Source organism: Methylobacterium phyllosphaerae (assembly GCF_001936175.1).
Classification (GTDB): Bacteria; Pseudomonadota; Alphaproteobacteria; order Rhizobiales; family Beijerinckiaceae; genus Methylobacterium; species Methylobacterium fujisawaense.
The window spans coordinates 5440114-5465390 of the sequence record NZ_CP015367.1; the positions used below are offsets into that span (position 1 = coordinate 5440114).

Annotated in this window: 29 protein-coding genes and 1 pseudogene; 14 read left to right on the forward strand and 16 right to left on the reverse strand. The window is 70.2% G+C overall.

The window, feature by feature from the left end:
* Positions 1-32 precede the first annotated feature (32 nt).
* The 6 genes from obgE to MCBMB27_RS24930 form a co-directional block, all read right to left on the reverse strand.
* Entirely contained in the window at positions 33-1061 is a 1029-nt protein-coding gene (gene obgE, locus MCBMB27_RS24905) for a GTPase ObgE (RefSeq protein WP_043754988.1), read from the reverse strand.
* 89 nt (positions 1062-1150) lie between these two features.
* A complete protein-coding gene (locus MCBMB27_RS24910) occupies positions 1151-1747 on the reverse strand; it encodes a GNAT family N-acetyltransferase (RefSeq protein WP_075381508.1) in 597 nt (198 codons plus the stop codon).
* A 187-nt stretch (positions 1748-1934) separates the two neighbouring features.
* A complete protein-coding gene (rpmA, locus tag MCBMB27_RS24915) occupies positions 1935-2201 on the reverse strand; it encodes a 50S ribosomal protein L27 (RefSeq protein ID WP_043352185.1) in 267 nt (88 codons plus the stop codon).
* Positions 2202-2287: 86 nt separating this feature from the next.
* A complete protein-coding gene (gene rplU, locus MCBMB27_RS24920; protein WP_010683509.1) occupies positions 2288-2602 on the reverse strand; it encodes a 50S ribosomal protein L21 in 315 nt (104 codons plus the stop codon).
* Between the two features lie 191 nt (positions 2603-2793).
* On the reverse strand, positions 2794-3288 hold the full coding sequence (locus tag MCBMB27_RS24925; RefSeq protein ID WP_236952811.1) for a hypothetical protein: 495 nt from the start codon (positions 3286-3288) through the stop codon (positions 2794-2796).
* A 331-nt stretch (positions 3289-3619) separates the two neighbouring features.
* Entirely contained in the window at positions 3620-4252 is a 633-nt protein-coding gene (locus MCBMB27_RS24930) for a YceI family protein (protein WP_075381509.1), read from the reverse strand.
* 133 nt (positions 4253-4385) lie between these two features.
* Between MCBMB27_RS24930 and ruvA the strand changes: the two genes are divergently transcribed.
* The 9 genes and pseudogenes from ruvA (at position 4386) to MCBMB27_RS24970 (ending at position 10610) form a co-directional block, all read left to right on the forward strand.
* Complete coding sequence (ruvA, locus tag MCBMB27_RS24935; protein WP_075381510.1) at positions 4386-5003, forward strand: Holliday junction branch migration protein RuvA; 618 nt, start codon at positions 4386-4388, stop codon at positions 5001-5003.
* A gap of 192 nt (positions 5004-5195) precedes the next feature.
* Complete coding sequence (locus MCBMB27_RS30665; protein WP_075381511.1) at positions 5196-5468, forward strand: (2Fe-2S)-binding protein; 273 nt, start codon at positions 5196-5198, stop codon at positions 5466-5468.
* A 44-nt stretch (positions 5469-5512) separates the two neighbouring features.
* Positions 5513-6010, forward strand: coding sequence for a bacterioferritin (gene bfr / locus MCBMB27_RS24945; protein WP_043380322.1), 498 nt, complete (start codon positions 5513-5515; stop codon positions 6008-6010).
* 111 nt (positions 6011-6121) lie between these two features.
* Positions 6122-6919, forward strand: a complete 798-nt coding sequence (gene dapB, locus MCBMB27_RS24950) for a 4-hydroxy-tetrahydrodipicolinate reductase (RefSeq protein ID WP_075381512.1) — start codon at positions 6122-6124, stop codon at positions 6917-6919.
* Positions 6920-6936: 17 nt separating this feature from the next.
* Positions 6937-7575, forward strand: a complete 639-nt coding sequence (locus MCBMB27_RS24955; protein ID WP_075381513.1) for a 2,3-bisphosphoglycerate-dependent phosphoglycerate mutase — start codon at positions 6937-6939, stop codon at positions 7573-7575.
* Complete coding sequence (locus MCBMB27_RS24960; protein WP_075381514.1) at positions 7576-8229, forward strand: alpha-ketoglutarate-dependent dioxygenase AlkB; 654 nt, start codon at positions 7576-7578, stop codon at positions 8227-8229.
* A 29-nt stretch (positions 8230-8258) separates the two neighbouring features.
* A pseudogene (locus tag MCBMB27_RS24965) lies at positions 8259-9164 on the forward strand (DUF817 domain-containing protein); the annotation flags it as partial.
* Positions 9153-9566: a ribosomal maturation YjgA family protein gene (locus MCBMB27_RS30670; RefSeq protein ID WP_257787431.1), complete on the forward strand. Its 414-nt coding sequence runs from the start codon at positions 9153-9155 to the stop codon at positions 9564-9566. The pseudogene MCBMB27_RS24965 and the gene MCBMB27_RS30670, both read left to right, overlap by 12 nt.
* Positions 9567-9641: 75 nt before the next feature.
* Positions 9642-10610 (forward strand): hypothetical protein, encoded by a 969-nt coding sequence (locus MCBMB27_RS24970; protein ID WP_043380310.1) that lies wholly within the window; start codon positions 9642-9644, stop codon positions 10608-10610.
* A 4-nt stretch (positions 10611-10614) separates the two neighbouring features.
* Here the strand turns inward: MCBMB27_RS24970 and MCBMB27_RS24975 are convergent, their stop codons facing one another.
* From MCBMB27_RS24975 to MCBMB27_RS24985, 3 genes are all read right to left on the reverse strand, one after another.
* Positions 10615-12234, reverse strand: coding sequence for a gamma-glutamyltransferase family protein (locus MCBMB27_RS24975; RefSeq protein ID WP_043380309.1), 1620 nt, complete (start codon positions 12232-12234; stop codon positions 10615-10617).
* Positions 12235-12391: 157 nt separating this feature from the next.
* Entirely contained in the window at positions 12392-12814 is a 423-nt protein-coding gene (locus MCBMB27_RS24980) for a hypothetical protein (protein WP_043350497.1), read from the reverse strand.
* Positions 12815-12950: 136 nt separating this feature from the next.
* Entirely contained in the window at positions 12951-13775 is an 825-nt protein-coding gene (locus tag MCBMB27_RS24985) for a hypothetical protein (protein ID WP_075381516.1), read from the reverse strand.
* A 318-nt stretch (positions 13776-14093) separates the two neighbouring features.
* Here MCBMB27_RS24985 and MCBMB27_RS24990 point away from each other — a divergent pair, with 318 nt between their 5' ends.
* Positions 14094-15131: an aspartate-semialdehyde dehydrogenase gene (locus tag MCBMB27_RS24990; protein ID WP_043380306.1), complete on the forward strand. Its 1038-nt coding sequence runs from the start codon at positions 14094-14096 to the stop codon at positions 15129-15131.
* Positions 15132-15258: 127 nt separating this feature from the next.
* Positions 15259-17091: an alkaline phosphatase family protein gene (locus MCBMB27_RS24995; protein ID WP_075381517.1), complete on the forward strand. Its 1833-nt coding sequence runs from the start codon at positions 15259-15261 to the stop codon at positions 17089-17091.
* A gap of 212 nt (positions 17092-17303) precedes the next feature.
* Here MCBMB27_RS24995 and MCBMB27_RS25000 read toward each other — a convergent pair whose 3' ends face one another.
* The 3 genes from MCBMB27_RS25000 to MCBMB27_RS25010 form a co-directional block, all read right to left on the reverse strand.
* Complete coding sequence (locus MCBMB27_RS25000) at positions 17304-17582, reverse strand: DUF2312 domain-containing protein (RefSeq protein WP_026604676.1); 279 nt, start codon at positions 17580-17582, stop codon at positions 17304-17306.
* Positions 17583-17698: 116 nt separating this feature from the next.
* Positions 17699-18007, reverse strand: a complete 309-nt coding sequence (locus MCBMB27_RS25005) for a DUF1244 domain-containing protein (protein ID WP_043380301.1) — start codon at positions 18005-18007, stop codon at positions 17699-17701.
* 62 nt (positions 18008-18069) lie between these two features.
* On the reverse strand, positions 18070-18834 hold the full coding sequence (locus MCBMB27_RS25010; RefSeq protein WP_075381518.1) for an N-formylglutamate amidohydrolase: 765 nt from the start codon (positions 18832-18834) through the stop codon (positions 18070-18072).
* A gap of 178 nt (positions 18835-19012) precedes the next feature.
* Here MCBMB27_RS25010 and MCBMB27_RS25015 point away from each other — a divergent pair, with 178 nt between their 5' ends.
* The 3 genes from MCBMB27_RS25015 to pyk all read left to right on the forward strand — a co-directional run bounded on the left by MCBMB27_RS25015 (position 19013) and on the right by pyk (position 22330).
* On the forward strand, positions 19013-20332 hold the full coding sequence (locus tag MCBMB27_RS25015) for a glycerate kinase type-2 family protein (protein ID WP_043380296.1): 1320 nt from the start codon (positions 19013-19015) through the stop codon (positions 20330-20332).
* The gene (locus tag MCBMB27_RS25020) at positions 20298-20780 is read left to right on the forward strand and encodes a DUF1036 domain-containing protein (RefSeq protein ID WP_075381519.1); all 483 of its coding nucleotides are present in this window, start codon (positions 20298-20300) and stop codon (positions 20778-20780) included. Before MCBMB27_RS25015 ends, MCBMB27_RS25020 begins: the two co-directional genes overlap by 35 nt.
* Before the next feature lie 113 nt (positions 20781-20893).
* A complete protein-coding gene (gene pyk / locus MCBMB27_RS25025) occupies positions 20894-22330 on the forward strand; it encodes a pyruvate kinase (protein WP_043380293.1) in 1437 nt (478 codons plus the stop codon).
* 155 nt (positions 22331-22485) lie between these two features.
* Here the strand turns inward: pyk and MCBMB27_RS25030 are convergent, their stop codons facing one another.
* The 4 genes from MCBMB27_RS25030 to MCBMB27_RS25045 form a co-directional block, all read right to left on the reverse strand.
* Complete coding sequence (locus tag MCBMB27_RS25030; protein WP_043345875.1) at positions 22486-23502, reverse strand: alpha/beta fold hydrolase; 1017 nt, start codon at positions 23500-23502, stop codon at positions 22486-22488.
* Positions 23499-24110, reverse strand: a complete 612-nt coding sequence (locus MCBMB27_RS25035) for a tetratricopeptide repeat protein (protein WP_083683702.1) — start codon at positions 24108-24110, stop codon at positions 23499-23501. The genes MCBMB27_RS25030 and MCBMB27_RS25035 overlap by 4 nt, the downstream gene beginning before the upstream one ends.
* 140 nt (positions 24111-24250) lie before the next feature.
* Positions 24251-24376, reverse strand: a complete 126-nt coding sequence (gene ykgO / locus MCBMB27_RS25040; protein ID WP_003601867.1) for a type B 50S ribosomal protein L36 — start codon at positions 24374-24376, stop codon at positions 24251-24253.
* A gap of 174 nt (positions 24377-24550) precedes the next feature.
* The gene (locus MCBMB27_RS25045) at positions 24551-25132 is read right to left on the reverse strand and encodes a PAS domain-containing protein (protein ID WP_236952812.1); all 582 of its coding nucleotides are present in this window, start codon (positions 25130-25132) and stop codon (positions 24551-24553) included.
* Positions 25133-25277 lie beyond the last annotated feature (145 nt).

Below are 25277 nucleotides of genomic sequence, written 5' to 3' on the forward strand. Positions count from 1 at the left end.
GCCGCCGCCTCCTCGGGACAACCGGTCGACGGCTATGGCTGCCAGGCGTCCACCGGCTTCCGTTCGGCCTCGGCGCTGGCATCGATCTCGGACTGGAGCGCCCGCAGCGCCTCGGGGACGCCCTTCCGGCTCGCCGAGGACAGGACCAGCGGCGCGCGGCCGGCGGCGCGCTTCAGCTTGGCCACCTGGCTCTTGAGCGTGTCGGCGTCGAGGGCGTCGGCCTTCGAGAGCGCCACGATCTCGGGCTTCTCCGCGAGGCCGTTGCCGTAGGCCTCGATCTCGCCGCGCACCAGCTTGTAGGTCTTGCCGGCATGCTCGCTCGTGCCGTCGACGAGGTGCAGCAGCACCCGGCAGCGCTCGACATGGGCGAGGAACTTGTCGCCGAGGCCGACGCCCTCATGCGCGCCCTCGATCAGGCCCGGGATGTCGGCGAGCACGAATTCGCGCCCGTCCGAGCGCACCACGCCGAGGCCGGGATGCAGGGTGGTGAACGGATAGTCGGCGATCTTCGGCTTCGCGGCGGTGACGCTCGCCAGGAAGGTCGACTTGCCGGCATTCGGGAGGCCGACGAGGCCGGCATCGGCGATCAGCTTGAGCCGGAGCCAGATCCACATCTCCTGGCCTTCCAGGCCGGGATTGGCGTGCTTCGGGGCGCGGTTGGTGGACGTCGTGAAATAGGCGTTGCCGAAGCCGCCATTGCCGCCCTTGGCGAGGCGGATCCTCTGGCCGACCTCGGTCAGGTCGGCGAGCAGCGTCTCGCCGTCCTCGGCGAAGATCTGTGTGCCGGCCGGGACCTTCAGGACCGTGTCGGCGCCGTTGGCGCCGTGGCAGTTCGAGCCCATGCCGTGCTCGCCCTTCTTGGCCTTGAAGTGCTGCTGGTAGCGGTAGTCGATGAGGGTGTTGAGACCCTCGACGCACTCCACCCAGACATCGCCGCCCCGGCCGCCGTCGCCGCCGTTCGGCCCGCCGAACTCGATGAACTTCTCCCGCCGGAACGAGACGCAGCCGGGACCGCCGTCACCGGAGCGGACATAGACCTTGGCTTCGTCGAGGAATTTCACGACCTGAATCCTTTGTCGGGTGCGGATTCGCGACCCGCACCATCACCCTGTCGACGGCGGCCGGCCAGCCCCGGCGCCGAAAGGCCGCCTCAGGCGGCCCGCGTCATCGCCGGCTCGGACGGCGGGTCCTGCCAGCGCCGCCGGTCGAGGCTGAAGAGATCGACCGGCAGATCCGCGCCGCGCGCCGGGAAGGGCCGAGTCGCGCTGCCGGCCTGCACGAAGCCGCAGGTCTCCAGAACGTGCCGGGACGCCGGGTTGACCGTGCGCGCCGACGCAGCCAGTTCCGTCCCGCCGGTATAGGCGAAGAAGGCGTGGCACAGAGCCGTCACGGCCTCGGCCATCAGGCCGCTGCCCCAATAGGGCTGCCCGAGCCAGTAGCCGAGTTCCGGCGGCCCCTCGGTCCGCCCCTCGATGCTGATCACACCGATGAGGCTGCCGGGCGCCGCCCGCGGCGCGAGGGCGAGCGTGAGGGCCGACCCGGCGGTGTTCTGCGCGCGCGCCTGCAGCAGGAACGCATCCACCACCGGGGCCGGAAGCGGGTGCGGCACCCGCGCCAGCATCGCGGCGACAGACGGATCACCGGCCAGCTTCAGGATCGCGTCCCTGTCCTTGGCGGTCGGCCAGCGCAGCCACAGCCGCCGCGTCTCGATCCGGAAAACGTCATCACGGGTCAGATCGGGGAACATCGTGCCCTCGCAGGGCGGCGTTCCCGGCTCCGGGACACCGCCTCAAGACGACGAAGGGGAGGATGGCGTCCCATCCTCCCCGGGTGTTCCGTCCGAACCGGCCCGTCAGGGGCTCGGCAACGACGTCTCCGGTCCGGTGTGGGACACCGGGCGGGACGCCAGCTTCGCCTCTAAAGGCGCCCGCCTCTTATTCCGCGGCCTCGGCCAGCGGGGTTACGGCCACGAAGGCGCGCCCGCGGCGCGTCTCGAAGCGGACATGGCCCGGTACCAGCGCGAAGAGCGTATGGTCCTTGCCCATGCCGACATTGGCGCCGGGATGCCATTTGGTGCCGCGCTGACGCACGATGATGTTGCCCGGAATCACGGCTTCCGCGCCGAACTTCTTGACGCCGAGGCGCCGGCCTTCCGAGTCGCGACCGTTGCGGGACGAGCCGCCTGCCTTCTTGTGTGCCATGGGATGAACTCCGAAATCTGATGGGCTTGGATGCGGTCGCGGATCGGACCCTCAGGGATCCTCACGCGCCCAGCGTCTGGCGTGCGTCAGGCCGAAATGCCGGTGATGCGCACGACCGTGTGGTCCTGCCGGTGACCGCGCTTGCGGCGCGAGTTCTGCCGGCGGCGCTTCTTGAAGGCGATGACCTTCTTGTCGCGGCCGTGGCGCACGATCTCGCCGGTGACGCTGATGCCAGACAGGGTCGGGGCGCCGACCTGGGTCGCGCCCGCGCCGTCGGCGAACAGGAGGACCTCGCCGAAGGTCACGGCCTCGCCGGCCTCGCCCGCCAGGGAGGCGATGGTGATGGTGTCGTTGGCGGCGACGCGGTACTGCTTACCGCCCGTCTTGATGACTGCGAACATCGTTCTCTCGTGTTCTCGAACGGCCTCCGGGGCGGCTGCCCCTGGACCGGCTTCTTGTTTGAAGTCATTGCGCGGGCTTTCCGCCCGGACAACGCGAAACGCGCGGACCTCAAACAGAGGCCGCGCGCCATGCGGGGTCACTACGGGCCTGATGCCGCCGTGTCAATCCGCGCCGGACTCCCGGGGCTCCGTCAGCGGATCGGGGCGCCGGTCGCCAGGACGCCCTTCGCGACACTGCCCTCGGGGCCGAAGGCGGCCAAAGCCTCGGAGCACCAAGCCTCGCGGCCGTCGGCGGCGAGCTGCTGGCGCACCTGCATGGCGCGCTGCTTCAGCTTCTCCTCCAGCATCGCTTCCTGTCCGGCATTGACCCGGGCCGCGAGACGGAGCGTCGTGAGCTGTCCGGCCCGGACCTGCACGCCCGGGCAGGCCTGTTCGGCGATGATGGTCGTCGCCGCCGCCGTCGCATAGTTGTCGAGGGGCGAAGCCGCCGCGGCGGGCGCAGGGGCGCGGGCGGCCGGCGCGGGGACCTGCGCCGCGGCGGCTCCCGCGAAGCACAGGGCCAGGGCAAGACTGAAGACACCGGAACGCCGCACGGCACAGACCTCCAGGGTGGCGCCGACCTGCGCGGTGAGACGCCCGTCATGCGCGGGACGAGGCCGGGTGACGCTGAGGAGAAGCGTCGTCATCTGGGGGCATCCCTTCGCTGCGGCGCCGCGACGGCGGTTGACTACACCCCCGGCGGCGAGGCGTCACCCGCCCGGTCAGACCGCGCGGCTCGACCCGGTCTTATGCGCTGCCGCGGGGCGCCGCACATGAGCGAACTCCTCGGCGTGTGGGTCCGCCCGCCCGTTCATCCGCATGGTCGTTCCGGAGCGCCGCAGGCGAGCCCGGATCCGGAAACACCGTCGGTTCCCGGCGTCGGCGAATGGCGATCCGGGCTCCGCCGCGCGGGGACCTTGCCGGTTGCGAAGCAGCGCCTTCGGCTCCGCGGACCGAGTCGGCCGATCGGGCTGATCGTCAGGGCGCGGCCTTGAACTCGCCCTCGATGCGCAGGCTCACCTCGTCGCCGAGCTGCGGCAGATAGGCGTTGATGCCGAAATCCGAGCGCTTGATGACCGCCCGGCCGTCGAAGCCCACGGTGTAGCGCTGATCCACCGGATGGATGCCGGCCTGATTGAAGGTTGCGTCGATCGCGAAGGGCCGGACCGTGCCGCGCAGGTTCAGGTCGCCGGTGATCCGCGCCGTGGTCGGGCTGGTGGGCTCGACCTTCGTGGCGGTGAAAGTGGCGTTCGGGAACTTGGCCGTGTCGAAGAAGTCCGGGGCTGCGAGGTGCTCGTTCAGGCGCGCGCTCCCGGTCATCACGCCGCCCAGGGGCACGGTGACCTCGAGGCGGCTCTTCTCCGGCGCCTTCGGATCGAGCTGGAGCGTGCCGCTGAGACCCGCGAACTGGCCGTAATAGGTCGAGTAGCCGAGATGCGAGACGGACCATGTGATCTTGCCGTGATCCGGATCGAGCACGTAGCTCCCGGGCCGGACCTGCGTCGGATCCGCGCTCGGCGCGACCGGAACGGCTGCCGTTGACGGATCGTCCGCCCCCCGGGCCGGGCCGAAGCACAGCAGGCCCAGCAGGGCAAGAAGTGGCGCGCGCATGGTCATCCCCCCGTGACCGGCCAAGCGCGGCCGGCGCGGCGCCCGTGATTTCATGATCTCCCTGCGCGCTCAAGCACGTCTGGCGGAGGGCGCCGCGGTTCTGTAGGCATCCCGCGACAGCGACAGGCGTGGCATGATCGGCAAGCTCAAGGGCGTCGTGGACTCGTTCGGCGAGGATTTCGTGATCCTCGACGTGTCGGGCGTCGGCTATATCGTGCATTGTTCGGCGCGGACCCTGCAGCGCATGCCCAAGGTCGGCGAGCCCGCTTCGCTGTCGATCGAAACCCATGTCCGCGAGGACATGATCCGCCTTTACGGCTTCCGCTCGGATGCCGAGCGGGAATGGTTCCGCCTGCTTCAGACCGTGCAGGGCGTCGGCGCGCGGGTGGCGCTCGGCGTGCTCTCGGTGATGGAGCCCGAGGCGCTGGCCAGCGCCATCGCCACCGGCGACAAGGGCGCGATCAGCCGGGCTCCAGGGGTCGGGCCGCGTCTGGCGGCACGGCTCGCCGCCGAGCTCAAGGACAAGGCCCCGGCCTTCGCGCCGATCGACCCCGCCCTCGTTGCCCTCACGGGAGCCGTCGACGACGGCGCCGCCCCCCAGCCGGTGGCGGATGCCGTCTCCGCCCTGGTCAATCTCGGCTACCCGCAGGTCCAGGCCGCCGCCGCCATCGCTGCGGCTCTCAAGGGTGCGGGCGAGGGCGCCGAGGCCAAGGTGCTCATCCGGCTCGGCCTGCGCGAACTCGCGCGCTGACGCGCCCCGGAACCGTTGGGGCGCACTTAGATCGCACGCCCTTGACCCGCGCGGGCCGCGGTGCCATGTCGACCGCAGCCGATAAGGCATTGAAAAGCCAGCTACTTTTCAATTCTTCTAAACTGGCGCAGGTGCCCAAGACGGTCGTCGACGACCGCTGCGGGCGCGGGGATGACGGGATTTGCGGCGCGCATGATCGTCTGTTCTTGTAACGTCATATCGGACGGCGCGGTCCGCGGCTGCCTCGCACCCGGCCCGGGCTGCCCGCGCACGCCCGCGCAGGTCTATGCCTGTCTCGGCTGCAGCCCGAAATGCGGGCGCTGCGCCCGCACGATCCGGGCGATCATGCAGAGTGCCCTGGGCCAAGGCGCGCCGGCGGAGAGCAGCCATGCCTGCACGACGACTTGCGCAAGCGCGTGTAGTTTGGTGAAGTTCCAAACTGCGGATGAGGGAGTCGCGGCCTGATGCTTCTACCCCCCGCCTGAAAGCACGGTAAGGAGTACGGGGGCATGAAGGGCGACACCAAGGTCATCGAGTATCTGAATCGCGGCCTGCGCAGCGAGCTGACGGCCGTCAGCCAGTACTGGCTGCATTTCCGCATGCTCAATGACTGGGGCTACGTCGAGCTGGCGAAATTCTGGCGCAAGGAATCGATCGAGGAGATGAACCACGCGGACCGGTTCATCGACCGGATCCTGTTCCTCGACGGGTTCCCGAACCTGCAGGAGCTCGACCCGCTGCGGATCGGCCAGAACGTCCAAGAGATCCTGGATTCCGATCTCGCCGCCGAGAACGAGGCCCGCAGCCTCTATCTCGAGGCCGCGAAGTACTGCGATTCGATCAACGACCGGGTCTCCAAGCGCCTGTTCGAGGATCTGGCCGAGGACGAGGAGGGGCACATCGACTTCCTCGAGACGCAGCTGGAGCTGATCAAGCAGATCGGCCTGCCGCTCTACGCGCAGAAGCATATCGGCGGCCTCGAGCAGATCGCCCCCGAGAAGGAGTGAGGTTGCCCGGGCTCCCGCCGCCCCTGCGGCAGACGGGGAGCCCGGACACCGACGCAGGACGGGTCGGCGCGGTGCGGATCCTGCGCGCAGCAAGGTGGGTTGGGGAACGGAATGCGGCTCGTGGTGGTCGGCGCCGACGGGCGCATGGGGCGGATGCTGATCCGCGCGGTGGCGCAGTCCGAGGGCTGTACGCTCTCGGCGGCGATCGAGCGCGAAGGCTCCCCGGCCCTTGGGCAGGATGCGGGCCTGCTCGCCGGTCTCCAGCCCCTCGACGTGCCGGTCACCGATGACGCGCTCGCGGCCTTCGCGGCCGCCGACGGCGTCCTCGATTTCACCGCGCCCGCCGCCACGGTGGCCTTCGCCGAACTGGCGGCCCAGGCCCGCATCGTCCACGTCGTCGGCACGACCGGCCTGTCCGAGGACGATTTCGCCAAGCTGAAGGCGGCCTCGTACCATGCCCGGATCGTCCAATCGGGCAACATGTCGCTCGGCATCAACCTGATGGCCGAGCTGGTCCGCCGGGTCGCGAAGGCGCTGGGCGACGAGTTCGACATCGAGATTTCCGAGATGCACCACCGCATGAAGGTGGATGCGCCGTCCGGCACGGCGCTGATGCTGGGCGAGGCCGCCGCCGAGGGCCGCGGCGTCGACCTGAAGACGGTCCGCGTCTCCACCCGGGACGGGCATACCGGCGCCCGCCGGCCCGGCGATATCGGCTTCGCCACCCTGCGGGGCGGCAGCGTCGTCGGCGACCACAGCGTGATCTTCGCCGGCACCGGCGAGAGCCTGACGATCAGCCACCACGCCGCCGACCGCGGCCTGTTCGCCACGGGCGCCGTCAAGGCCGCGCTCTGGGCGCATCCCAAGCCGCCGGGGCTCTACACGATGGCCGACGTCCTCGGCCTGTGACCGGGAGCGGTGCATCCATGGAACGGCTCCTCGTCCTCGTCCGGCACGGCCAGAGCGAGTGGAACCTTCAGAACCTGTTCACGGGCTGGCGCGACCCGGACCTGACCGAGCGCGGCATCGCCGAGGCCCGGGCGGCCGGCCGCGGGTTGAAGCGGGACGGCTACGGCTTCGATGTGGCCTTCACCTCCGAATTGTTGCGGGCCCAGCGCACCTGCTCGCTGATCCTGGAGGAGATGGCTCTCCCGGATGTTCCGATCATTCGGCAGAGGGCCCTCAACGAGCGGGATTACGGCGACCTCTCCGGCCTCAACAAGGACGCGGCCCGCGCCCGATGGGGTGACGCGCAGGTCCATACCTGGCGCCGGTCCTACGACGTGCGGCCGCCCGGCGGCGAGAGCCTGAAGGACACTGCCGCGCGGGTGCTGCCCTACTACATCGCGGCGATCCTGCCGCGGGTGATGGCCGGCCAGCGGGTCCTGGTGGCGGCCCATGGCAATTCGCTGCGCGCCCTGGCGATGGTCCTCGATGGGCTGAACGAGGAGCAGGTGCCGGATCTCCAGATCCGGACCGGGGTCCCGCTGGTCTACCGCCTCAACGCCGACACCACGGTCGCCTCGAAGACCGTGCTGGAGCAGGATGTCGACGCGGGCCGCTGAGTGGCGACGGAACTCGCCCCCGGCCTGATCCACCATCCCGGCTTCCTCGATGCGACGGCCCGCGCCCGGCTCGCCGCCGAGATCGCCGCCATCCTCGAAACGGCGCCGCCCGTGACGCCGCGGATGCCGCGCACCGGCAAGCCGTTCTCCGTACGGATGTCGAATGCCGGTCCCCTCGGCTGGGTCTCGGACGTCGCGGGCTACCGCTATCAGCCGGACCATCCGGAGACCGGGCGGCCATGGCCGGCGATGCCGCCGACCGCCCTCGCGGCCTGGGCGGTGTTGGCGAACTGTCCGGTGCCGCCGGAAGCCTGTCTCATCAACCTCTACGCGCCGGGGTCGCGCATGGGCCTCCATCAGGATCGCGACGAGGCGGATTTCTCGGCGCCCGTCCTCTCGCTCTCCCTCGGGGCGGCGGCACTGTTCCGCTACGGCGGCCAGAGCCGCGCGGATCCGACGCGCTCGATCCGCCTGCAGGCCGGCGACGCGCTGATGATCGGCGGCCCCTCGCGCCTGATCTACCACGGCATCGACCGGCTCTACCCGGCCGGCGACCTTCTCGCGGAGACGGCCGATCCCGGTTTCCTCCCGCCGGGCGGCCGCTGCAACCTCACCCTGCGGCGCGTCACGGCGCCGGCACCGCCGTGGCGCTAAAGCGATCGCCGGAATGCGGGCCGGCCGCGATGCCGGGCGAGCGGGTCAGCGCGGCAGCGCAATGGCCGGCGATCGCCGGCTTCGTCGCGGCCGAGGCCCGCCTTCAGGAGGCGGTCCTGGCGCGGGGCCGCGCCGCGGCCGCGATCTACGAGTTCGTTCGGTTCGGGCTGAAACAGGGCTGGGCCTGCCTGTTCGGGGGACTGCTTCTGGCGCTGATGCTCGGCACGCGCCTCGTCTGGCCGTCCCACGCGCCGATCGCCCGGTACGACGCCCTATTCCTCGCCGCCGTGACGCTTCAGGTCATTCTGCTGCGGACGCGGATGGAGACGTGGTCGGAAGCCCGGGTAATCCTGGTCTTCCACGTCATCGGCACGGCCATGGAGGTCCACAAAACCGCGATCGGAAGCTGGATCTATCCCGAGGCGAACCTCTTCCGGCTCGGCGGCGTCCCGCTCTTCACGGGCTTCATGTACGCGGCCGTCGGCAGCTATCTCGCCCGGGTCTGGCGCCTCTTCGACTTCCGGTTCACGCGGCATCCGAGCCTGCGCCTGCTTTCGCTCCTGTCGATTGCGATCTACGTCAACTTCCTCACCGATCATCTCGGCGTCGATCTGCGCTTCGGCCTCATCGGGATCGCGGTCGCGGCCTTCGCCCCCGCGACCGTGTACTTCAAGGTCTGGCGCACGCACCGCGCGATGCCGCTGCTGCTCGGCCTGCTGCTCGTCGCGCTGTTCATCTGGTTCGCGGAGAACCTGGGGACGCTCTCCGGGACGTGGCTCTACCCGAACCAGCGGCAGTACTGGTCCCTCGTCCCTGTGGCCAAGCTCTCCTCGTGGTTCCTGCTGATGATCGTCTCCTACACCCTGGTCGCCCGGGTGAACGGCATCGCGATCGGGCCGGCCGCGATGCCGGCGCCCGCGCGGATGGATCTGCCGCTGGCCCGGGCAACCCATCTCGGCCTCGCGGCCGCCGTGATCGGGCTGGGACTGCTGCTGCGCGTGCCGGCGTGGAACCTGCCGCTCGCGGTTCACCACTACGGCGGCGGCATCCTGTGGGGAGCGATGCTGTTCCTGCTGGTGGCCGCCCTGCGACCGGCCGGCTGGGGTCTGCGCACCTGCATGATCGCCGCCTTCTTCGGCGCCGGGCTCATCGAAGCGAGCCGTCTCGTTCATACCCCGGCGCTCGACGCCTTCCAGGCAACCCTGCCGGGCCAGCTCCTCCTCGGCACACTCATCTCCCCGTGGAATCTCTGCGCCTACGCCGTCGGGATCGCCGTCACGGCGGCGTTGGCGGTTTCCTTTCATCGTGATCGCAGGCGCGCGGCATTGCCGGCTTGACAGATCAGGTCGCCGGGCAGACCCATCGCGGGCGGACTAACCCCAAGTTGGGTCCACGAGGAGAACCGGTTTTCGATGCGGATGCGCAACCTGACGCTGCGTCTCGGACGGGTTCTCGGCGCTGCCGCGCTTGCGGTAAGCCTTGGCTCCGCGGCCTGGGCCGGAGATCCTGTCTACCCGCCGGGCTCGCGCTTCGGCTTCGATCCGCCGGCCGACATGTCGCTGTCGCGGCGCTTCTCGGGCTTCGAGCGGAAGGAGGGGGGCGCGACCGTGTCGGTCGTCGAGCTGCCCGCGAACGCCTTCGCGGAACTCGTCAGCGGCTTCACCGACGCCAACCTGTTGAGCCAGGGCTTCGCCGTCGAGAAGCGCGAGGAGGTCAAGATCGGCGACAACGAGGGCATGCTCTACACCGGTGAGCAGCCCGCCGATCCGGCCTCGTCCGCTCCGGCGATCCGGAAGTGGATTCTCGTGGTCGGTACGCCGAGCGTGACCGGACTGATCATCGCCCAGGCGCTGCCCGACGCCGAGACCGAGGCCTCGATGCGCAAGATGGTGACCGGCGTCACCCTCCGGCCTGCGCTGACGCTGACCCAGCAGGTCGACGCGCTGCCCTTCCGCATCGCCGACATGGCGGGCTTCCGGCCGGTGCGGGTGATGGCCGGCAATTCGATCCTCCTGACCAGCGGCCCCAAGGACCAGATGCAGAATCTGGAGCAGCCGATCCTCGTCCTCGCCCAGGCCGTGCAGCAGCCGCCCTCGGCCGAGCAGCGGGACGGCTTCGCCCGCGCCGCCCTGGCCTCGAACCAGACCATGAAGGACTTCGTCATCGAGCGGGCCCAGAGCTACCGCTCGAACGGCGTCGACTGGCACGAGATCGTGGCCCGCGCCCTCGACCAGCCGACCAACCTGCCGGTGGTCGTCATGCAGACCATCCGGTTCGCGCCGGATGGCTATCTCCGCGCCCTCGGTGTCGTGCGGCAGGATCAGCGCGACGGCGTCCTCGCCAAGTTCCGCCAGGTCGTGGACAGCGTGCAGGTGAAGTAGCGCCTCACCACACGGCGGCCTGCCCGTCGCGGCGCGGGTCGCTCGCCGCCACGTAGCCTTCGACCGCCGGATCGCCCATCCGCCAGATGAACTGGCCGGCGCCGAAATCCTGGTAGCTGTCCTCGATCACCTCGAGCCGGTGGCCGAGGGCCTTCAGGCGGTCCAGGGTCGCCCGCGGCATCGCTGCCTCGACGTTGATGTCGAGACCCTCGTTCACCCGCCACCGCGGCGCGTCGCAGGCCGCCTGCGGGTTCTGGCCGTGGTCGATCATCCGCACCAGGGTCTGGACATGGCCCTGCGGCTGCATGTTGCCGCCCATCACGCCGAAGCTCATCACCGGCGCGCCGTCCCGGGTGAGAAAGCCCGGGATGATGGTGTGGAACGGGCGCTTGCCCGGCGCCACCACGTTCGGGCTCGCAGGATCGAGCACGAAGCCGTAGCCGCGGTTCTGCAGGGAGATCCCCCAGCCCGGAACGACCACGCCCGAGCCGAAGCCCATGAAGTTCGACTGGATGAAGCTCACCATCATCCCGGATTCATCCGCGGCGGTGAGGTAGATCGTGCCGCCCGCGGGCGGCTTGCCGGGGCCGAAGACCTGGGCGCGGTTCCGGTCGATCAGCTTAGCGCGCTCCGCCAGATAGGCGCGGTCCAGCATGGCTTCGGGCGTCACCTCCATCCCGCGCGGGTCGGCGACGTACCGGTAGGTGTCGCTGAAGGCGAGCTTCATCGCCTCGATCTGGAGGTGCTGCGCCTCCGGTCCGTCCACCGGCAGGCTGCCGAGGTCGAACTGCTCCAGGATGCCGAGCGCGATCTGTGCCGCGATGCCCTGGCCGTTCGGCGGGATCTCGTGCAGCGTGTAGCCGTGGTAATCCTTGGCGGTCGGCATCACCCATTCGGGGCGGTACGCCGCGAGGTCGGCGGCCGTCATGGCGCCGCCATGGGCCCGCGCGTGCGCGGCGATCGCCTCGGCGATCTCGCCCCGGTAGAAGGCCTCGCCCTTGGTCTCGCCGATCAGCCGCAGGGTCCGCTCGGCGCCGGGAAAGGTCACCAGCTCGCCGACATCCGGCGCTCGGCCGCGCGGCAGAAAGAACTCCGCGAAGCCCGGCTGGCGGGTGATCGCCTCGATCCCGGCGGCGGCCGCCCATTTCTGCTGCACGACGACCGGCGCGAGATAGCCGCGCTCGGCGATGCGGATCGCCGGCTGCATCAGATCGGCGAAGGGGAGGCGGCCGAAGCGCTCGCTGAGCGCGACCCAGGCGCCCACCGCCCCCGGTACGGTGACCGAATCCCAGCCGCGCATCGGCGTCCGTTCCGCCGGACCGTATTTCCGCAGGAAGTAGTCCGGGCTCCAAGCGGCCGGAGCCCCGCCCGAGGCGTTGAGGCCGTGCAGCGCCTTCCCGTCCCACAGGATGCAGAAGGCGTCGGAGCCGAGGCCGTTGCTGCACGGCTCGGTCACGGTCTTGGCGGCCGCCGTGGCGATCGCGGCGTCGACCGCGTTCCCGCCGGCCTGGAGCATCTGGATGCCGGCCTGTGCCGCCAACGCGTGCGAGGTGGCGACACAGTTGCGCCCGAACATCGGCATGCGCAGGGACGGATACCCGGTCACCCAGTCGAACGGCTTCATGGCACTGTTCCCGGCCTCGGCAGCGGATCTGCTTCCGCGGCACTTGGCATACAGGATATCCGGCGCCGGTGAAGGCGTGGCCGGGATAGATGCCAAACGAAAAACGCGGGCCCGAGGACCCGCGCTTCGCGACGTTCAGGCTGTCTGTGGGAGCCGCTCAGTAGGGGCGGCCGTAGAGCGGCGAGGTCGGATCCAGGCGATCGACGAAGGAGAGATCGACGTTGCGGATCGCGCTCGAACGGGCGCCGATGAACGGTCCGTTGGTGATCGGGTCCGGCAGGATCCCGCGGCCGAAGCGGTCGGTTGGGCCGTAGGGCGGGGTCAGCTGGTTGGACGCTGCGATCAGGTAGGGGTTCAGAGCCGGATTCCGCGAACCGCCGGCACCCGGGACGTTCGAGGTGAGCGGCACGTTGCCGGCATCCAGCCAGCTGCGCGGGCGCACCCGGATCGGGAGCGGGCGGCTGACCCGGTAGATCGGGCCGGAAACGAAACCATCCTGCGCCTCAGCCGGCGCGGAGGCCAGAACGCCGAGGCCGGTGGCGGCGACAACGCCGAGAAGGGCGATCTTGAGCGAGCGCATGGCCAACCTTGTGTATGAGTGCCATCAGTATGGCGACCGAAGCTTAACAGTTCGCCGCCTTTGACAAGAAGACGCTTGGGCGAGGCTGTTGTTCCGCCCTTATGGCTGAGCTTGTGCGATTTGCCACACTGTGGCCTCATTTTTTATTTTGCGGCCGTCGGATTAACGATCCGGTCCGGCTCGAAGGTTCCGCGCCGGCTGTCGCCGGGCAGGCGCTCGCGGGGTCGGGCACGGCAGCGAAGGCCGCCGTCGTGTCGGGATCGGCAAGATCGACGAGGCTCAGCGCATCCAGCAGGCAGGCCACGGCCTGCGGTTCCGGAGGATGGCCGAGGGGGGCGCAGAGCCATCCATCGAGCTGAAACCCCGTCTCCCGGGTGACGAAACCCGTGCAGGTCCGCTGCGTCGGTCCGGCGAAGGTCATCTCCAGGGTCTCGACCGCGCCGAACCGGGTCCGGATCTGGCCGCGGGCTCCGGTCCGCGCGACCGCTAGGGCAGGGCGGTCGAGGGCTGGGCCGTTGGCGGCCCGCCGGGCCATCAGGACGAACAGCGACGGCGGCGGTCCGGTGAGCGTTCCGCGCGTGAGGACGATCCGCAGCGCAGGCGCCTCGATCGCAGCCACATCGCCGCGCATCAGCGTGTCCTCGCGCAGGCCCGTCCGCGGATCGACCCGGGCGGCGACCCGCACCGGATCGGGCCCAGGCTCGGCGAGGCCGAACCGGGCGGGCGCGATCGCCGGCTGCGCCGGCGAAGCCCGGACGGACGGCACGAAGGCGGTCTGGAGATCCGGCGCGCGCTGGATGCCGGGGAGGGGGCCGGGCAACCGGGCGAACACGCACACCAGGGCGATCGCGGCCGATGCCAGCGCGAGACGCAGGCCGAGGGATCCCGGTGACCAGCCTGCGCGTGGCGCGGGCGGGCGGAGTCCGACTCGATCGACGAGAGGCGCTGTTCCGATCAGCATCGTGCTCCGTACCGAAGGCGGGACGCGGGATTGGGCGGTCAGCCTCGCACGGCAGGACTGCATGCCCGTTCCCGGCCCGGATCCGTCACCGGATTCTTCCGCGCAGGGTGAATCAGGCGTTGCGCGGTCGTCGGCCTTGACAGCATGGGCACATGCGCGCCTTGCTCGGCGCGGCCGTCGCCCCCACCTCCGCTGAGGACGGGGTCTGCGGCCGCGCCCGTTCTGCGGGCGCGTCCGGCACGAACGATCCTTCGGCCGATTTTGCTGGCAGGAGCGCGGCACCCGGATCGGTCGGGGTTTTCCGCGCGGAGACAAGAGATGGGTTACAAGGTCGCCGTCGTCGGCGCCACGGGCAACGTGGGCCGCGAGATGCTCGATATCCTGGCCGAGCGGGCCTTTCCCGCCGACGAGGTCGTGGCGCTGGCCTCGCGCCGCAGCCAGGGGCAGGAAGTCTCCTACGGCGACAAGACGCTCAAGGTCAAAACGCTCGACACCTACGACTTCACCGACACCGATATCTGCCTGATGTCGGCCGGCGGCGAGGCGTCGAAGGAATGGTCGCCCCGCATCGGCCAGCAGGGTTGCGTGGTCATCGATAACTCGTCGGCCTTCCGCTACGACGCCGACGTGCCGCTGATCGTGCCCGAGGTGAATGCCGACGCGGTGGTGGGCTTCACCAAGCGCAACATCATCGCCAACCCGAATTGCTCGACCGCGCAGCTGGTCGTCGCGCTCAAGCCCCTCCACGAGGCGGCGACGATCAAGCGCGTCGTGGTCTCGACCTACCAGTCGGTCTCCGGCGCCGGCAAGGAGGCGATGGACGAGCTGTTCAACCAGACCCGCGCCGTCTTCACCGCCGGCGAGATCAAGCAGGGCGGCAAGTTCACGAAGCGGATCGCCTTCAACGTCATCCCCCACATCGACGTGTTCATGGAGGATGGCTACACGAAGGAAGAGTGGAAGATGGTCGCCGAGACCAAGAAGATGCTCGACCCGAAGATCAAGCTGACGGCGACCGCCGTCCGCGTTCCGGTCTTCATCGGGCACGCGGAAGCGGTCAACATCGAGTTCGAGCGGCCGCTCTCGGCCGAGAAGGCCACCGAGATCCTGCGCGCCGCCCCCGGCGTCCTGGTGATCGATAAGCGCGAGAACGGCGGCTACATGACGCCCCACGAGGCGGCCGGCGAGGATGCGACCTACATCTCGCGCATCCGCGAGGACGCGACCGTGGAGAACGGCCTGAACCTCTGGTGTGTCTCGGACAACCTGCGCAAGGGCGCGGCCCTCAACGCGGTGCAGATCGCCGAGATTCTGGTGAACCGCAAGCTCCTGAACCGGGCCAAGCGCGCGGCCTGAGGCCGGTCCTCCTCCCGGCGGGAGGAGGAGCCAGCACCGAAATCCTTGGGACAACGTCCCTAGGATTTGTCACGCGCCCGTCATCGTTCAGGCTCACGCCGCAGACCGGATCACGTGGAGATTCGGTATGCGGCGTTTCTTTTTGTCCGGTCTCGTCGGTCTGTCGATCATCGGCGCGGCTCAGGCTCAGCCGCAGCCCAGGAATGTCGTCCTGTTCATAGCGGACGGGCTCCGCGACGGCATGGTGAACGCCGTGAACGCGCCGGCGATGGACGGCCTGATGAAGGCCGGGGTTCGGTTCACCAACACGCACTCCCTGTTCCCCACATTCACGATGCCGAACGCCACCGCGATGGCGACCGGCCACATGCTGGGCGACACCGGCCAGTTCGGGAACACGATCTACACGGCCTTCCCGGTCCCCGGGGCCGGCGAGAGCCTCACGCCGTTCCTGGAGAGCGACCCCGTCCTCGGCGACGTCGACGCGCATTTCGCCGGCAACTACCTCAACGAGGAGACGATCCTGCGGGCGGCTCACGCCCAGGGGCTCTCCACGGCCAGCATCGGCAAGCTTGGCCCCTCCCTGGTCTTCGACCACACGGCGCGCTCCGGACAGGACAGCATCCTGGTCGACGACAGCACGGGCCGGCCGAGCGGCATCCCGCTGAGCGACGACCTGCGCACGCGCCTGGATGCGGCCGGGCTTCCGCTGCAGGCGCCGACGCGGGGCGCCAACGGCCTGGCCGGAACCGCCGATTCGCCCGGGACGCTCGCCGCCAATGTCGAGCAGCAGGGCTACTTCACCGATGTGGCGACGAAGGCGGTCCTACCGCTGTTCAAAGCCCGCGGAAAACCCTTCGTGCTCGTCTACTGGTCGCGCGATCCCGACGGGACGCAGCACAATCAGGGCGACAGTCTCGGCCGGCTCGTCCCGGGGATCAACGGACCGACGAGCCTTGCGGCGATCCGCAACGCGGATGCCAACCTTGCCGCGCTGCTCGGCGCGCTGAAGGCGCTCGGTATGGCGGAGACCACGGATGTGATCGTCACCTCCGATCACGGCTTCTCCACCATCTCCAAGGAGAGCGGGACCAGCTTCGCCGCGTCGCAGGCCTATAAAGGCGTGCCGAAGGGCCAGCTTCCGCCGGGCTTCCTCGCCATCGATCTCGCGCATGAGCTCGGGCTCGGCCTGTTCGATCCGGATGCCAGAGGCATCAGGCTCGCCGCCGACGCCTTTCCGAGCCGGGCCAACGGCCTGATCGGCGCGGATCCGGCCAAGCCCGAGGTGGTGGTCGCGGCCAATGGCGGCTCGGATCTCGTTTACCTGCCGAACGGCGACCGGGCGCTGGCGCGCCGCGTGGTCGACGCCCTGGCGCGTCAGGACTACGTGAGCGGCCTGTTCGTCAGCGCGACCCTCGGCCCGATCCCGGGAACGCTGCCCCTCTCAGCGATCGCCCTCGATGGGTCGGCGCTGACGCCGATGCCGGCCATCGTGGTCAATTTCCGGAGCTTCTCGACCGGCTGCGCCGATCCGACCACCTGCGGGGTCGAGGTCTCCGATACCGGGCTGCAGCAGGGGCAGGGCATGCACGGCAGCTTCTCCCGCGCCGATACCCGGAACGTCATGGGCGCGGCAGGGCCGAGCTTCCGGGCGGGCCTCGCGAGCGCGGTGCCGGCGAGCAATGCCGACCTCGGCAAGACCATCGCCCAGCTCCTGGGCCTCACGATTCCCGGCAAGGGCCGGCTGGTCGGCCGCGTCCTGACCGAGGCGTTGGCCAATGGCAGCACGCCGACCTTCGCCCGGGCGGAGCTGCGCTCGGAGCCGGACGCCGCCGGCCACGTGACGGCGCTCGCCTACCAGACGGTGGGCGAGATCCGCTACTTCGATGCCGCCGGATATCCCGGCCGCACCCTCGGCCTCGACAGTACCGCCGTCCCGGCCGCCGCGGAGGCGCACTGAGCGTCGCACCGTCCGGCCCGCGGGGCGGAGCGCAGGGAACACTGTCCAACCCAACCCCCCTCGTCCCGAGATGCCCGCGTCCGCGGGCCTCGAAGGCGAGTTCCAGGGAGCACGGCGCTCCCTGGTCTGCTCCGTCGAGACCTCTGCTGGGCTGCAGGCCCTCAGGCCGAGGATGGCGCGGACGGGTGGGCGTGCGGTGCCGCTTGGTCCGACTACGCCATGCCGAGGGCCTGCATGTAGAGCTCGAGGATCGCCTCCTGCTCCTGGCGCTCGCTGTGATCCTGCTTGCGGATGCGGAGAATCGTGCGGACGGCCTTCGCGTCGAAGCCCCGGCCCTTCAGCTCGGCGAACACCTCTTTGATGTCGCCCATGATGCCGGCCTTTTCCTCCTCGAGGCGCTCCAGGCGCTCGATGAACTGCTTCAGCTCGTCGGCCGCTACGCCCTCGGCCGACGAGACGTCGCCGCCGGGCCGCTGCGCGGCGGTGGGCATCGAATGGGCGTTCATGGGGCTCTCCCGAATGCACGGCGCGGTTGCGCCCTGGACCCGTGGTTAATGGGCCGGCCTTACTGGAAGCTTAGCCGATTCACTGCCTGCCGGCCGCCGCCTCAATGCTCCTTGGCCTGCGACGCTGCGAAGCCCGCCTGCTGCTGCGGGGTTGCCTCGGTCTGGAAGCGCGCCTTCCACTCGGCGTAAGGCATCCCGTAGACGGCCTCGCGGCTCTCGTCCTTGGTCAGCGCCACGCCTGTCTCATCGGCGGCGTCCTTGAGCCAGTTCGACAGGCAGTTCCGGCAGAAGCCCGCCAGATTCATCAGGTCGATGTTCTGCACATCCGTCCGATTGCGCAGATGCGCGACGAGGCGGCGGAACACCGCGGCTTCGAGTTCCGTCTGGGTCCGGGGATCGATCGCGCTCATCGGTAGCAACTCTCTTCAGGTCGGGCGGCCCGCTCCCGATTTCGGAAGCGGCCGGACGGAGATCAAGCCGCGAGGAGCGGGCGAAGGATGCGGGCGAAGCGCGCGGCCCACTCGGCCTGTCCGTCCGCGCCGGCAATCAGATCCTGGCGGATCTCCACGAGGGCGTTGGCGAGGCCCCGCGCGGTGGCGTGACGGTCGATCGTGTCGCCCGGCAGGCCGCCGCCATAGGGCTGGTTGTCGCCGACGGTCAGCCCGGCGGGATCCGCCTCCAGCGCGCGGATGAGGGGGCGGGCAAAGCGCTCGTCCCCGTCGTACAGGATGCCGACCTGCCAGGGCCGCGCGATGCCGCGCCAGTAGGGCGTGAAGCTGTGCAGGGTCAGGAGCACGGGCGGACGGCCGGCCGCCGCGGCGGCGGCGATCGCGTCGTCGATGGCCGCGTCGAACGGGGCGTAGAACCGGGCGATCCGCGCCTGCTTGCCGGCCTCGTCGATCCGGGCATTGCCAGGAACCACGGCGCCGTCGGACAGGCGCATCACCAGCGTCGGGTCGGCGCGCCCACGATTCGGGTCGATGATCAGCCGCGAGAAGTTCGTGAGGATCGCCGGGACCCCGAGCTGCGCCGCGAGGCTCCGCGTCACCGCCGCCGCGCCGATATCGTAAGCGATGTGCCGGGCGTATTCCGACTCCGGCAAACCGAGCTCGATATCCGGCGGCACGAAATTCGAGGCGTGATCGCAGGCGATGACGAGGCCGCAGGCGGGGTCGCCGGGGATGATCTCGCAGGGATGCGCGGGCGGGAGGGCCGTTTCTGTCTCCGGACGGGTCACGGGGCTCCGAGGTCTTCAGATCTGTGCGAGGGCGCGGATGGCGCTTGCCGTCGCGCGGCCGCTCGGGCAGATCACCTATCAAGGATCGTGCGCTCACGGCAAGAAACGGGCCCGCCGCCCAGGGAAGAAACGGGCGGGGAGTGTGCGACACAAACAAGAGAGGAGCCCGTTCGACGCCATGACCGAGACCGTTCCGCCCGTCGCCGATGCGGCCATCCGGGATCAGCGCGCGCTCCTCGACTCGATTCTCACGGCCGCGATCCGCGCCGCCCATCCGGATCTCTGCCTGCCGCCCCACCTGCCGGAGCCGAGCCCCGGCCGTCTGATCATCCTGGCGGCCGGCAAGGCCGCCGGCAGCATGAGCGCCGTGGCGAGCCGGTTCTACCGCCGGCAGCATGGACTCGGCGACGACCGGATCGTCGGCCTCGCAGTGGCCCGCCACGGCTACGGCCAGGACGCGCCGGGCATCCACATGGTCGAGGCGGGCCATCCGGTGCCCGACGAGGCCGGCATCTCGGCGACCCGGGAGGCCCTGCGGCTCGCCACCGAGGCGGGGCCGGACGACGAGGTCCTGGTCCTGCTGTCGGGCGGTGGCTCGGCCAACTGGATCGCCCCGGCCGGCGACCTGACGCTCGTCGAGAAGCAGGCGATCACCCGGGCGATGCTCCGCTCCGGCGCGCCGATCGGCGAGATCAACACGGTGCGCAAGCACATCTCGCGGATCAAGGGCGGACGCCTCGCCCTCGCGGCCCGCAACGCCCGGCGCATCCTGACGCTGGCGATCTCCGACGTGCCGTTCGACGATCCGGCGGTGATCGCGTCGGGCCCGACGGTGCCCGATCCGTCCACGCTGGCCGATGCCCGCGCCATCTGCGAGAAGCGCGGCATCCCGCTGCCCGAGGAGGCTTCGCGGCTCCTCAACGACCCGAACAACGAGACGCCGAAGGCCGGCGACCCCGCCTTCGCCCGCGCCGAGTACCGGATCATCGCCCGGCCGATCGACGCCCTGAATGCCGCCGCCGAGGCCGCCCGCGCGGCCGGCTACGAGCCGATCCTGCTCGGCGCCGATCTCGAAGGCGAGGCCCGCGAGGTCGCTGCCGAGCACGCGGCCGAGGCCAAGCGCCTCAAGGCCGAGGGCCGGCGCGTGGCACTGATCTCCGGCGGCGAGCTCACCGTCACGATCCGCGGTGAGGGCCATGGCGGCCCGAACCAGGAATACGCCCTGGCGCTGGCGGTGGCCTTGGACGGCGAGCCCGGCATCTTCGGTATCAGTGCCGATACCGACGGGACCGACGGCGGCCGGGGCCTCGCCACCGACCCGGCGGGCGGCCTCATCGATCCGACGACCCTGGAGCGGGCCCGGGCCGCCGGCCTCGACCCGGCCGCGATGCTGGAGCAGAACGACTCCACCGCGTTCTTCGCGGCCCTCGGCGACCTCGTGAACCCCGGTCCGACCTGTACCAATGTCAACGACTGCCGCATCATCCTCGTCAACTAGGTCGCGCGTCTCGGCGGCTCAGCTCCTCCCGGCAGTCACGGTCCTCGGCCTCGCGCTCCTCGGCGCGAGCCCCGCCCGGGCGGACCTGCGCCTATGCAACCAGACCGCCAGCAAGGTCGGGATCTCGCTGGGCTATCGCGACCCGCAGGGCTGGGTGACGGAGGGCTGGTGGGATCTGGCGCCGAAGGCCTGCGAGACGCTTCTCAAGGGCGCGCTGGCGGCGCGGTTCTACTACGTGTTCGCAGTCGACTACACGCGCGGCGGCGAGTGGAGCGGCCGCTCGCTGATGTGCACCCGTGATTCGGAATTCACGATCCGCGGGATCGAGGATTGTCTCGCCCGCGGCTACGACCGGAACGGCTTCTTCGAAGTCGATACCGGCGAGCAGAAGAGCTGGACCATCCAGCTCACCGATCCCAACCGGGCCGAGGCGCCGGCAAAACCGTAACGTGAAGGCGGCGGCCTTGACGCTGTCCGGCGCGGGATGCTCACACCCGTGGCCAAACCTTTGAACCGGCGGCGCTTCATGCTGCACGGCAACGAACAACCGGAGGAATACGCTTGAAACGGTCACGCCGCACGAAGATCGTCGCCACCCTGGGCCCGGCCTCCGATTCGCCGGAGATGATCGAGCGGCTGTTCCGCGCGGGCGTCGACGTGTTCCGGCTCAACATGAGCCACCTGCCGCGCGAGAAGCTGCCCGAGAAGGTGGAGGCGATCCGCACCATCGAGCGGGAGGCCAAGCGGCCGATCGGCATCCTGGTCGACCTTCAGGGGCCGAAGCTGCGGCTCGGCACCTTCGCGGAGGGGGCCGCGATGATCGAGGCCGGCGCCACCTTCGTGCTCGACGGCGATCCGACGCCGGGTGATGCCGCCCGCTGCCACCTGCCGCATCCCGAGATCCTCGAGGCGCTGGAGCCGGGCCACGCCATCCTGCTCGATGACGGCAAGCTCCGGCTAACGGTGGTCGAGACCTCGCACAACCGCGCCGTGACCCGCGTCGAGGTCGGCGGGCGGATCTCGAACCGGAAGGGCGTATCCCTGCCGCATACGGTGATCCCGGTCCCGGCGATGACCGACAAGGACCGGGCGGACCTCGATGCCGGCCTGAACGCGGGCGCCGACTGGATCGCCGTCTCGTTCGTCCAGCGGCCCGAGGATGTGGCCGAGGTGAAGAAGGTTTGCGCCGGCCGCGCCCTGGTGATGGCCAAGATCGAGAAGCCGCAGGCGCTGGCGCGCCTCGACGAGATCATCGAGATCTCCGACGGCCTGATGGTCGCCCGCGGCGATCTCGGCGTGGAGATGCCCCTGGAGCAGGTCCCGGGGGTGCAGAAGCGCATCACCCGCGGCGCCCGGCGCTACGGCAAGCCGGTGGTCGTGGCCACCCAGATGCTCGAATCGATGATCACGGCTCCGGTCCCGACCCGCGCCGAGGTCTCGGACGTCGCCACGGCGGTCTACGAGGGGGCGGATGCCGTGATGCTCTCTGCGGAGAGCGCCTCGGGGGCCCACCCGATTGGGGCCGTGGAGACCATGAACCGCATCGCCGAGCAGGTGGAGCGGGACGCGATCTACTGGTCGATCATCCGGGCGCAGAGCGCGACCCCCGACGAGACGGCCGCCGATGCCATCGCGGCGGCGGCCCACCAGATGGTCGATGCCCTGAACCTCGACGCGATCATGGCCTGGACCAATTCCGGCTCCACGGCGCTCCGCCTGTCGCGCGAGCGCCCGAACGCTACCGTGATCGCGCTGACACCCCGGCGCGAGACGGCGCGGCGCCTCGCCCTGGCCTGGGGCACGCACCCGATCGTCACCAAGGATGCCAGCGACGTGGACGACATGTCCTTCCGCGCCGCCAAGTTCGCCGTCCGCGAGAAGTTTGCCGCGGTGGGCGACCGGGTGATCGTCGTCGCCGGCCTGCCGTTCGGCACGCCGGGCGCCACCAACCTCGTGCGGCTGACCTTCATCACCCGCGAGCACGCCGAGAAGGCGTGAGGCGGCAGGCCTCCAGCACTGCCGGCATCCCGATTGCGATCGGGATGCCGACCGCCGACGCGACGGGATCTTGCGCGGACAGAAATTCTCAAAACCGGGCTTGCCACCGTTGCCCCGGGACGACGCGGACGGACGTGTCCTGATCGGCCCGCGGTTCAATGCGCGACGGCCGGTTCCGAACCGGTCGCGCTGGTCGCCGCGGCCAGCCGGATAATCTCCTCCGTGACCCGCTCGGCGGCGACATACTGGAGCATGTGGCCGATGCCCGGCAGCAGCACGAGCCGCGCCCCCGGGATCGCCCGCGCGAGCGGCACCGCCTGCGCGTCGGCGCGGACGATCGGGTCGGCCTCGCCGGAGATCACCAGGGTCGGGATGTGGATCCTGCCGTAGCGCGGGCTCTGCGCCGCGAGGGCTCGCGACAGGCCGAGCAGATCCTGGACGTTGGCGAGCAGCGTCTCCGGTCGCAGAACCAGGTCGGATCTGGCCAAGTCCGGATAATCCGCCTGCGCGGGCTGCGGCTTGAAGACCCGGCGCGCCGCCTCGGGCAGGAACCGCCGGGCGATCGGCGGTCCGATCGTCCGGCTGAGCACCCACGCCACCGGGGGCTTTATGGCGAACCGCCAGTACCACGGCAGATCCGGCATCCGGTCCGGCATGGGCATCGCCACAGGCGCGGCGAGGGCGAGGGCGGAAACCCGCTCCGGGTGATCCAGGGCGAGGGCCAAAGCGAGGGCGCCAGCCCAGGAATGACCGAACACCACCGCCGGCCCGACGCCCATGCGGTTCAGCGCTTCCGCGATCATCCCGGCCTGCACGGAGGGTGCCGCGGCGTCGCCGCCGGCAATCCGGTCGCTCCATCCGAATCCCGGCCGGTCGAAGGCGATCACCCGGAAGCCCTGCGCGGCGAGGCGGCGGCCGATCCCCTCCATGGGATCCGACGCGTTGGCCGAGGCCCCGTGCAGGAGGACGACGGGCGGCCCGTTCGCCGGGCCGTCCTGCAGGGTCGCGAGCCGCCCGCCGGTGATCGTCACGAACGGACCCGCGGGCGGGTTGGCCGCGCCGACCCGGAGCGTTATCACCAGCGCCGCCAGGGCCCCGATCGCCAGAACGAGGCCGGCGAGGGCGAAGGGCAGGGCAAGGAGGGTCAGGAGGACGGCGATCACCCGGGTCACAGGTCGCGGCCGTCGACCTCCGGGGTGAGGCGGTTGATCGCCTCGCCGACCTTCTCCATCTGCGGGTAGAGCGCTTTCGCCCGCCGGAACGCTGCCAGCGCACGCGCCTTGTCGTCGAGGGATTCGTAGATCCGGCCCATGGCGGCCCAGGCCTCGAAGTGGCGCGGCTCCAGGACCAGGGCCCGCTGCAGATCGGCCAGCGCATCGTCCTTATCGGTGAGGAGCCAGAACACCGTCGCGCGGCGGTTCCAGCCCTCTGACCAATTCGGTTCGAGGGCGGTGACGCGGTCCATCAGCTCGGCCGCCAGGGGGAAGTCGTGGGCGGTGACGGCTTGGCGGGCGCGGTCGGTCAGCAGGTCGACGGTCGGGCTGCCGGATCCGGCCATGTGCCGCTCGATCAGGCGCGCGATGCCCTTGGCCTCCGCTGGATCCTCGCTGGCGCGCAGGCGCGCGAACAGGTCATCGAGGCTTGGCGGCTTCGGTGCCGGCTTCGCTTCGGCGGTCGGCCGGCCGGGCCGGGTCGATTGCGGCGCTGCCTGGGCCGCCGGCAGTGTCGCCGCGAGGGCCGGCAGGCAGACCAGGGCGGCGATGAAACGGGTCGGCATCATGCAGCCAGACTGTGCGCCGTCGTCACGTCCGTCAACGTGCCGCGGTGCCGCGCGCACGCGGAAACGGCCGCACCCGGTGGACACGGCCGTTTCCTCGATCGGTGCCGTTCTCCGTCCGGCCTCGGCCGGTCGGAACGGTCTCAGCCCTGGCGGGCCTTGAAGCGCTTCTGGGTCTTGTTGATCACGTAGACCCGCCCCTTGCGGCGCACGAGCTGGTTGTCGCGGTGGCGGCCACGCAGGGACTTGAGGGAGTTGCGGATCTTCATCGGTCTTTCGAGCCCGGAGGGCCGTCCATCAGTAAGGGATCGGGAACGTAGCCTTGAGGCAGGACGCGCAGTCGCGTCCGGCGATCACGGCTCACGCATCGCGGGATGGCGCGGCCATATCAGGAGTCGCCCCCACAAGGCAAGGCGCAGCGGGCATCGTGCTGCCGGTCCTGCTCAATGGACGCTGTCGAGATCCGGCACCGCCGGGGCGATCACGAGCTGCCGGCCGATCTGGTGCAGCAGCATGTCGAGGAGCGGTTTCAGACGGTCGAAACCCGGCCGGGAGAGGCCATTCTCTGCAGCCGTGTACAGGGCCAGCGCCATCTCGGCGACCTGATCGATGCCGCCGGCGGCGGCATCCGTCGCGTAGAACGCCGATTCGTCGAGAAAGCCCTCACGGCTGCACGCGGTCACATCGATGACGATCCCGTGGGCCTCGTCCACGACGCCCTCGGCGTTCCGGATATACCGGCCGCGCACGAGCACCCAGCGGACTTCGCCGGGTACCGGTACGGTCCGGTACTGTGCGATATACAGGCCGCCCTCGCGGCGAAGGTCAGCGATGATGCACGCGATCCGTCGCCGGTCCTCGGGATGGATATGCTCCAGGAACGCCGCGAAGGGCGTCCCCCGACTACCTTTCGGCCGCGGCAGGCCCAGGACCGTCGCGGCGGCGGCGTCGCATTCGAGGACGTCGTCGGCGATGTGCCAGGTCCAGGTCCCGACATCCGATTCGGCCAGAGCACGCATCCCCATGCGGCCGCTTCGCCGCCTCGTGTGCACACCGACGCCCACAGACTCGATCTCCAGGTCCGTCCGGACGCTTCGCCCGGCCGACTTATTTGGTCGACACAATACTGGGACTGCCGAAACGGCACAACGCATGGGAGTGACAGATCAG

What these genes read in the sequence shown, in the direction of transcription:
- MCBMB27_RS24910 (WP_075381508.1), bottom strand. Translation starts at nt 1,747, where the DNA reads ATGTTCCCCGATCTGACCCGTGATGACGTTTTCCGGATCGAGACGCGG.
- rpmA (WP_043352185.1), bottom strand. Translation starts at nt 2,201, where the DNA reads ATGGCACACAAGAAGGCAGGCGGCTCGTCCCGCAACGGTCGCGACTCG.
- rplU (WP_010683509.1), bottom strand. Translation starts at nt 2,602, where the DNA reads ATGTTCGCAGTCATCAAGACGGGCGGTAAGCAGTACCGCGTCGCCGCC.
- MCBMB27_RS24925 (WP_236952811.1), bottom strand. Translation starts at nt 3,288, where the DNA reads ATGACGACGCTTCTCCTCAGCGTCACCCGGCCTCGTCCCGCGCATGAC.
- MCBMB27_RS24930 (WP_075381509.1), bottom strand. Translation starts at nt 4,252, where the DNA reads ATGCGCGCGCCACTTCTTGCCCTGCTGGGCCTGCTGTGCTTCGGCCCG.
- ruvA (WP_075381510.1), top strand. Translation starts at nt 4,386, where the DNA reads ATGATCGGCAAGCTCAAGGGCGTCGTGGACTCGTTCGGCGAGGATTTC.
- MCBMB27_RS30665 (WP_075381511.1), top strand. Translation starts at nt 5,196, where the DNA reads ATGATCGTCTGTTCTTGTAACGTCATATCGGACGGCGCGGTCCGCGGC.
- bfr (WP_043380322.1), top strand. Translation starts at nt 5,513, where the DNA reads ATGAAGGGCGACACCAAGGTCATCGAGTATCTGAATCGCGGCCTGCGC.
- dapB (WP_075381512.1), top strand. Translation starts at nt 6,122, where the DNA reads ATGCGGCTCGTGGTGGTCGGCGCCGACGGGCGCATGGGGCGGATGCTG.
- MCBMB27_RS24955 (WP_075381513.1), top strand. Translation starts at nt 6,937, where the DNA reads ATGGAACGGCTCCTCGTCCTCGTCCGGCACGGCCAGAGCGAGTGGAAC.
- MCBMB27_RS30670 (WP_257787431.1), top strand. Translation starts at nt 9,153, where the DNA reads ATGGATCTGCCGCTGGCCCGGGCAACCCATCTCGGCCTCGCGGCCGCC.
- MCBMB27_RS24970 (WP_043380310.1), top strand. Translation starts at nt 9,642, where the DNA reads ATGCGGATGCGCAACCTGACGCTGCGTCTCGGACGGGTTCTCGGCGCT.
- MCBMB27_RS24975 (WP_043380309.1), bottom strand. Translation starts at nt 12,234, where the DNA reads ATGAAGCCGTTCGACTGGGTGACCGGGTATCCGTCCCTGCGCATGCCG.
- MCBMB27_RS24980 (WP_043350497.1), bottom strand. Translation starts at nt 12,814, where the DNA reads ATGCGCTCGCTCAAGATCGCCCTTCTCGGCGTTGTCGCCGCCACCGGC.
- MCBMB27_RS24985 (WP_075381516.1), bottom strand. Translation starts at nt 13,775, where the DNA reads ATGCTGATCGGAACAGCGCCTCTCGTCGATCGAGTCGGACTCCGCCCG.
- MCBMB27_RS24990 (WP_043380306.1), top strand. Translation starts at nt 14,094, where the DNA reads ATGGGTTACAAGGTCGCCGTCGTCGGCGCCACGGGCAACGTGGGCCGC.
- MCBMB27_RS24995 (WP_075381517.1), top strand. Translation starts at nt 15,259, where the DNA reads ATGCGGCGTTTCTTTTTGTCCGGTCTCGTCGGTCTGTCGATCATCGGC.
- MCBMB27_RS25000 (WP_026604676.1), bottom strand. Translation starts at nt 17,582, where the DNA reads ATGCCCACCGCCGCGCAGCGGCCCGGCGGCGACGTCTCGTCGGCCGAG.
- MCBMB27_RS25005 (WP_043380301.1), bottom strand. Translation starts at nt 18,007, where the DNA reads ATGAGCGCGATCGATCCCCGGACCCAGACGGAACTCGAAGCCGCGGTG.
- MCBMB27_RS25015 (WP_043380296.1), top strand. Translation starts at nt 19,013, where the DNA reads ATGACCGAGACCGTTCCGCCCGTCGCCGATGCGGCCATCCGGGATCAG.
- MCBMB27_RS25020 (WP_075381519.1), top strand. Translation starts at nt 20,298, where the DNA reads ATGTCAACGACTGCCGCATCATCCTCGTCAACTAGGTCGCGCGTCTCG.
- MCBMB27_RS25035 (WP_083683702.1), bottom strand. Translation starts at nt 24,110, where the DNA reads ATGATGCCGACCCGTTTCATCGCCGCCCTGGTCTGCCTGCCGGCCCTC.
- ykgO (WP_003601867.1), bottom strand. Translation starts at nt 24,376, where the DNA reads ATGAAGATCCGCAACTCCCTCAAGTCCCTGCGTGGCCGCCACCGCGAC.
- MCBMB27_RS25045 (WP_236952812.1), bottom strand. Translation starts at nt 25,132, where the DNA reads ATGGGGATGCGTGCTCTGGCCGAATCGGATGTCGGGACCTGGACCTGG.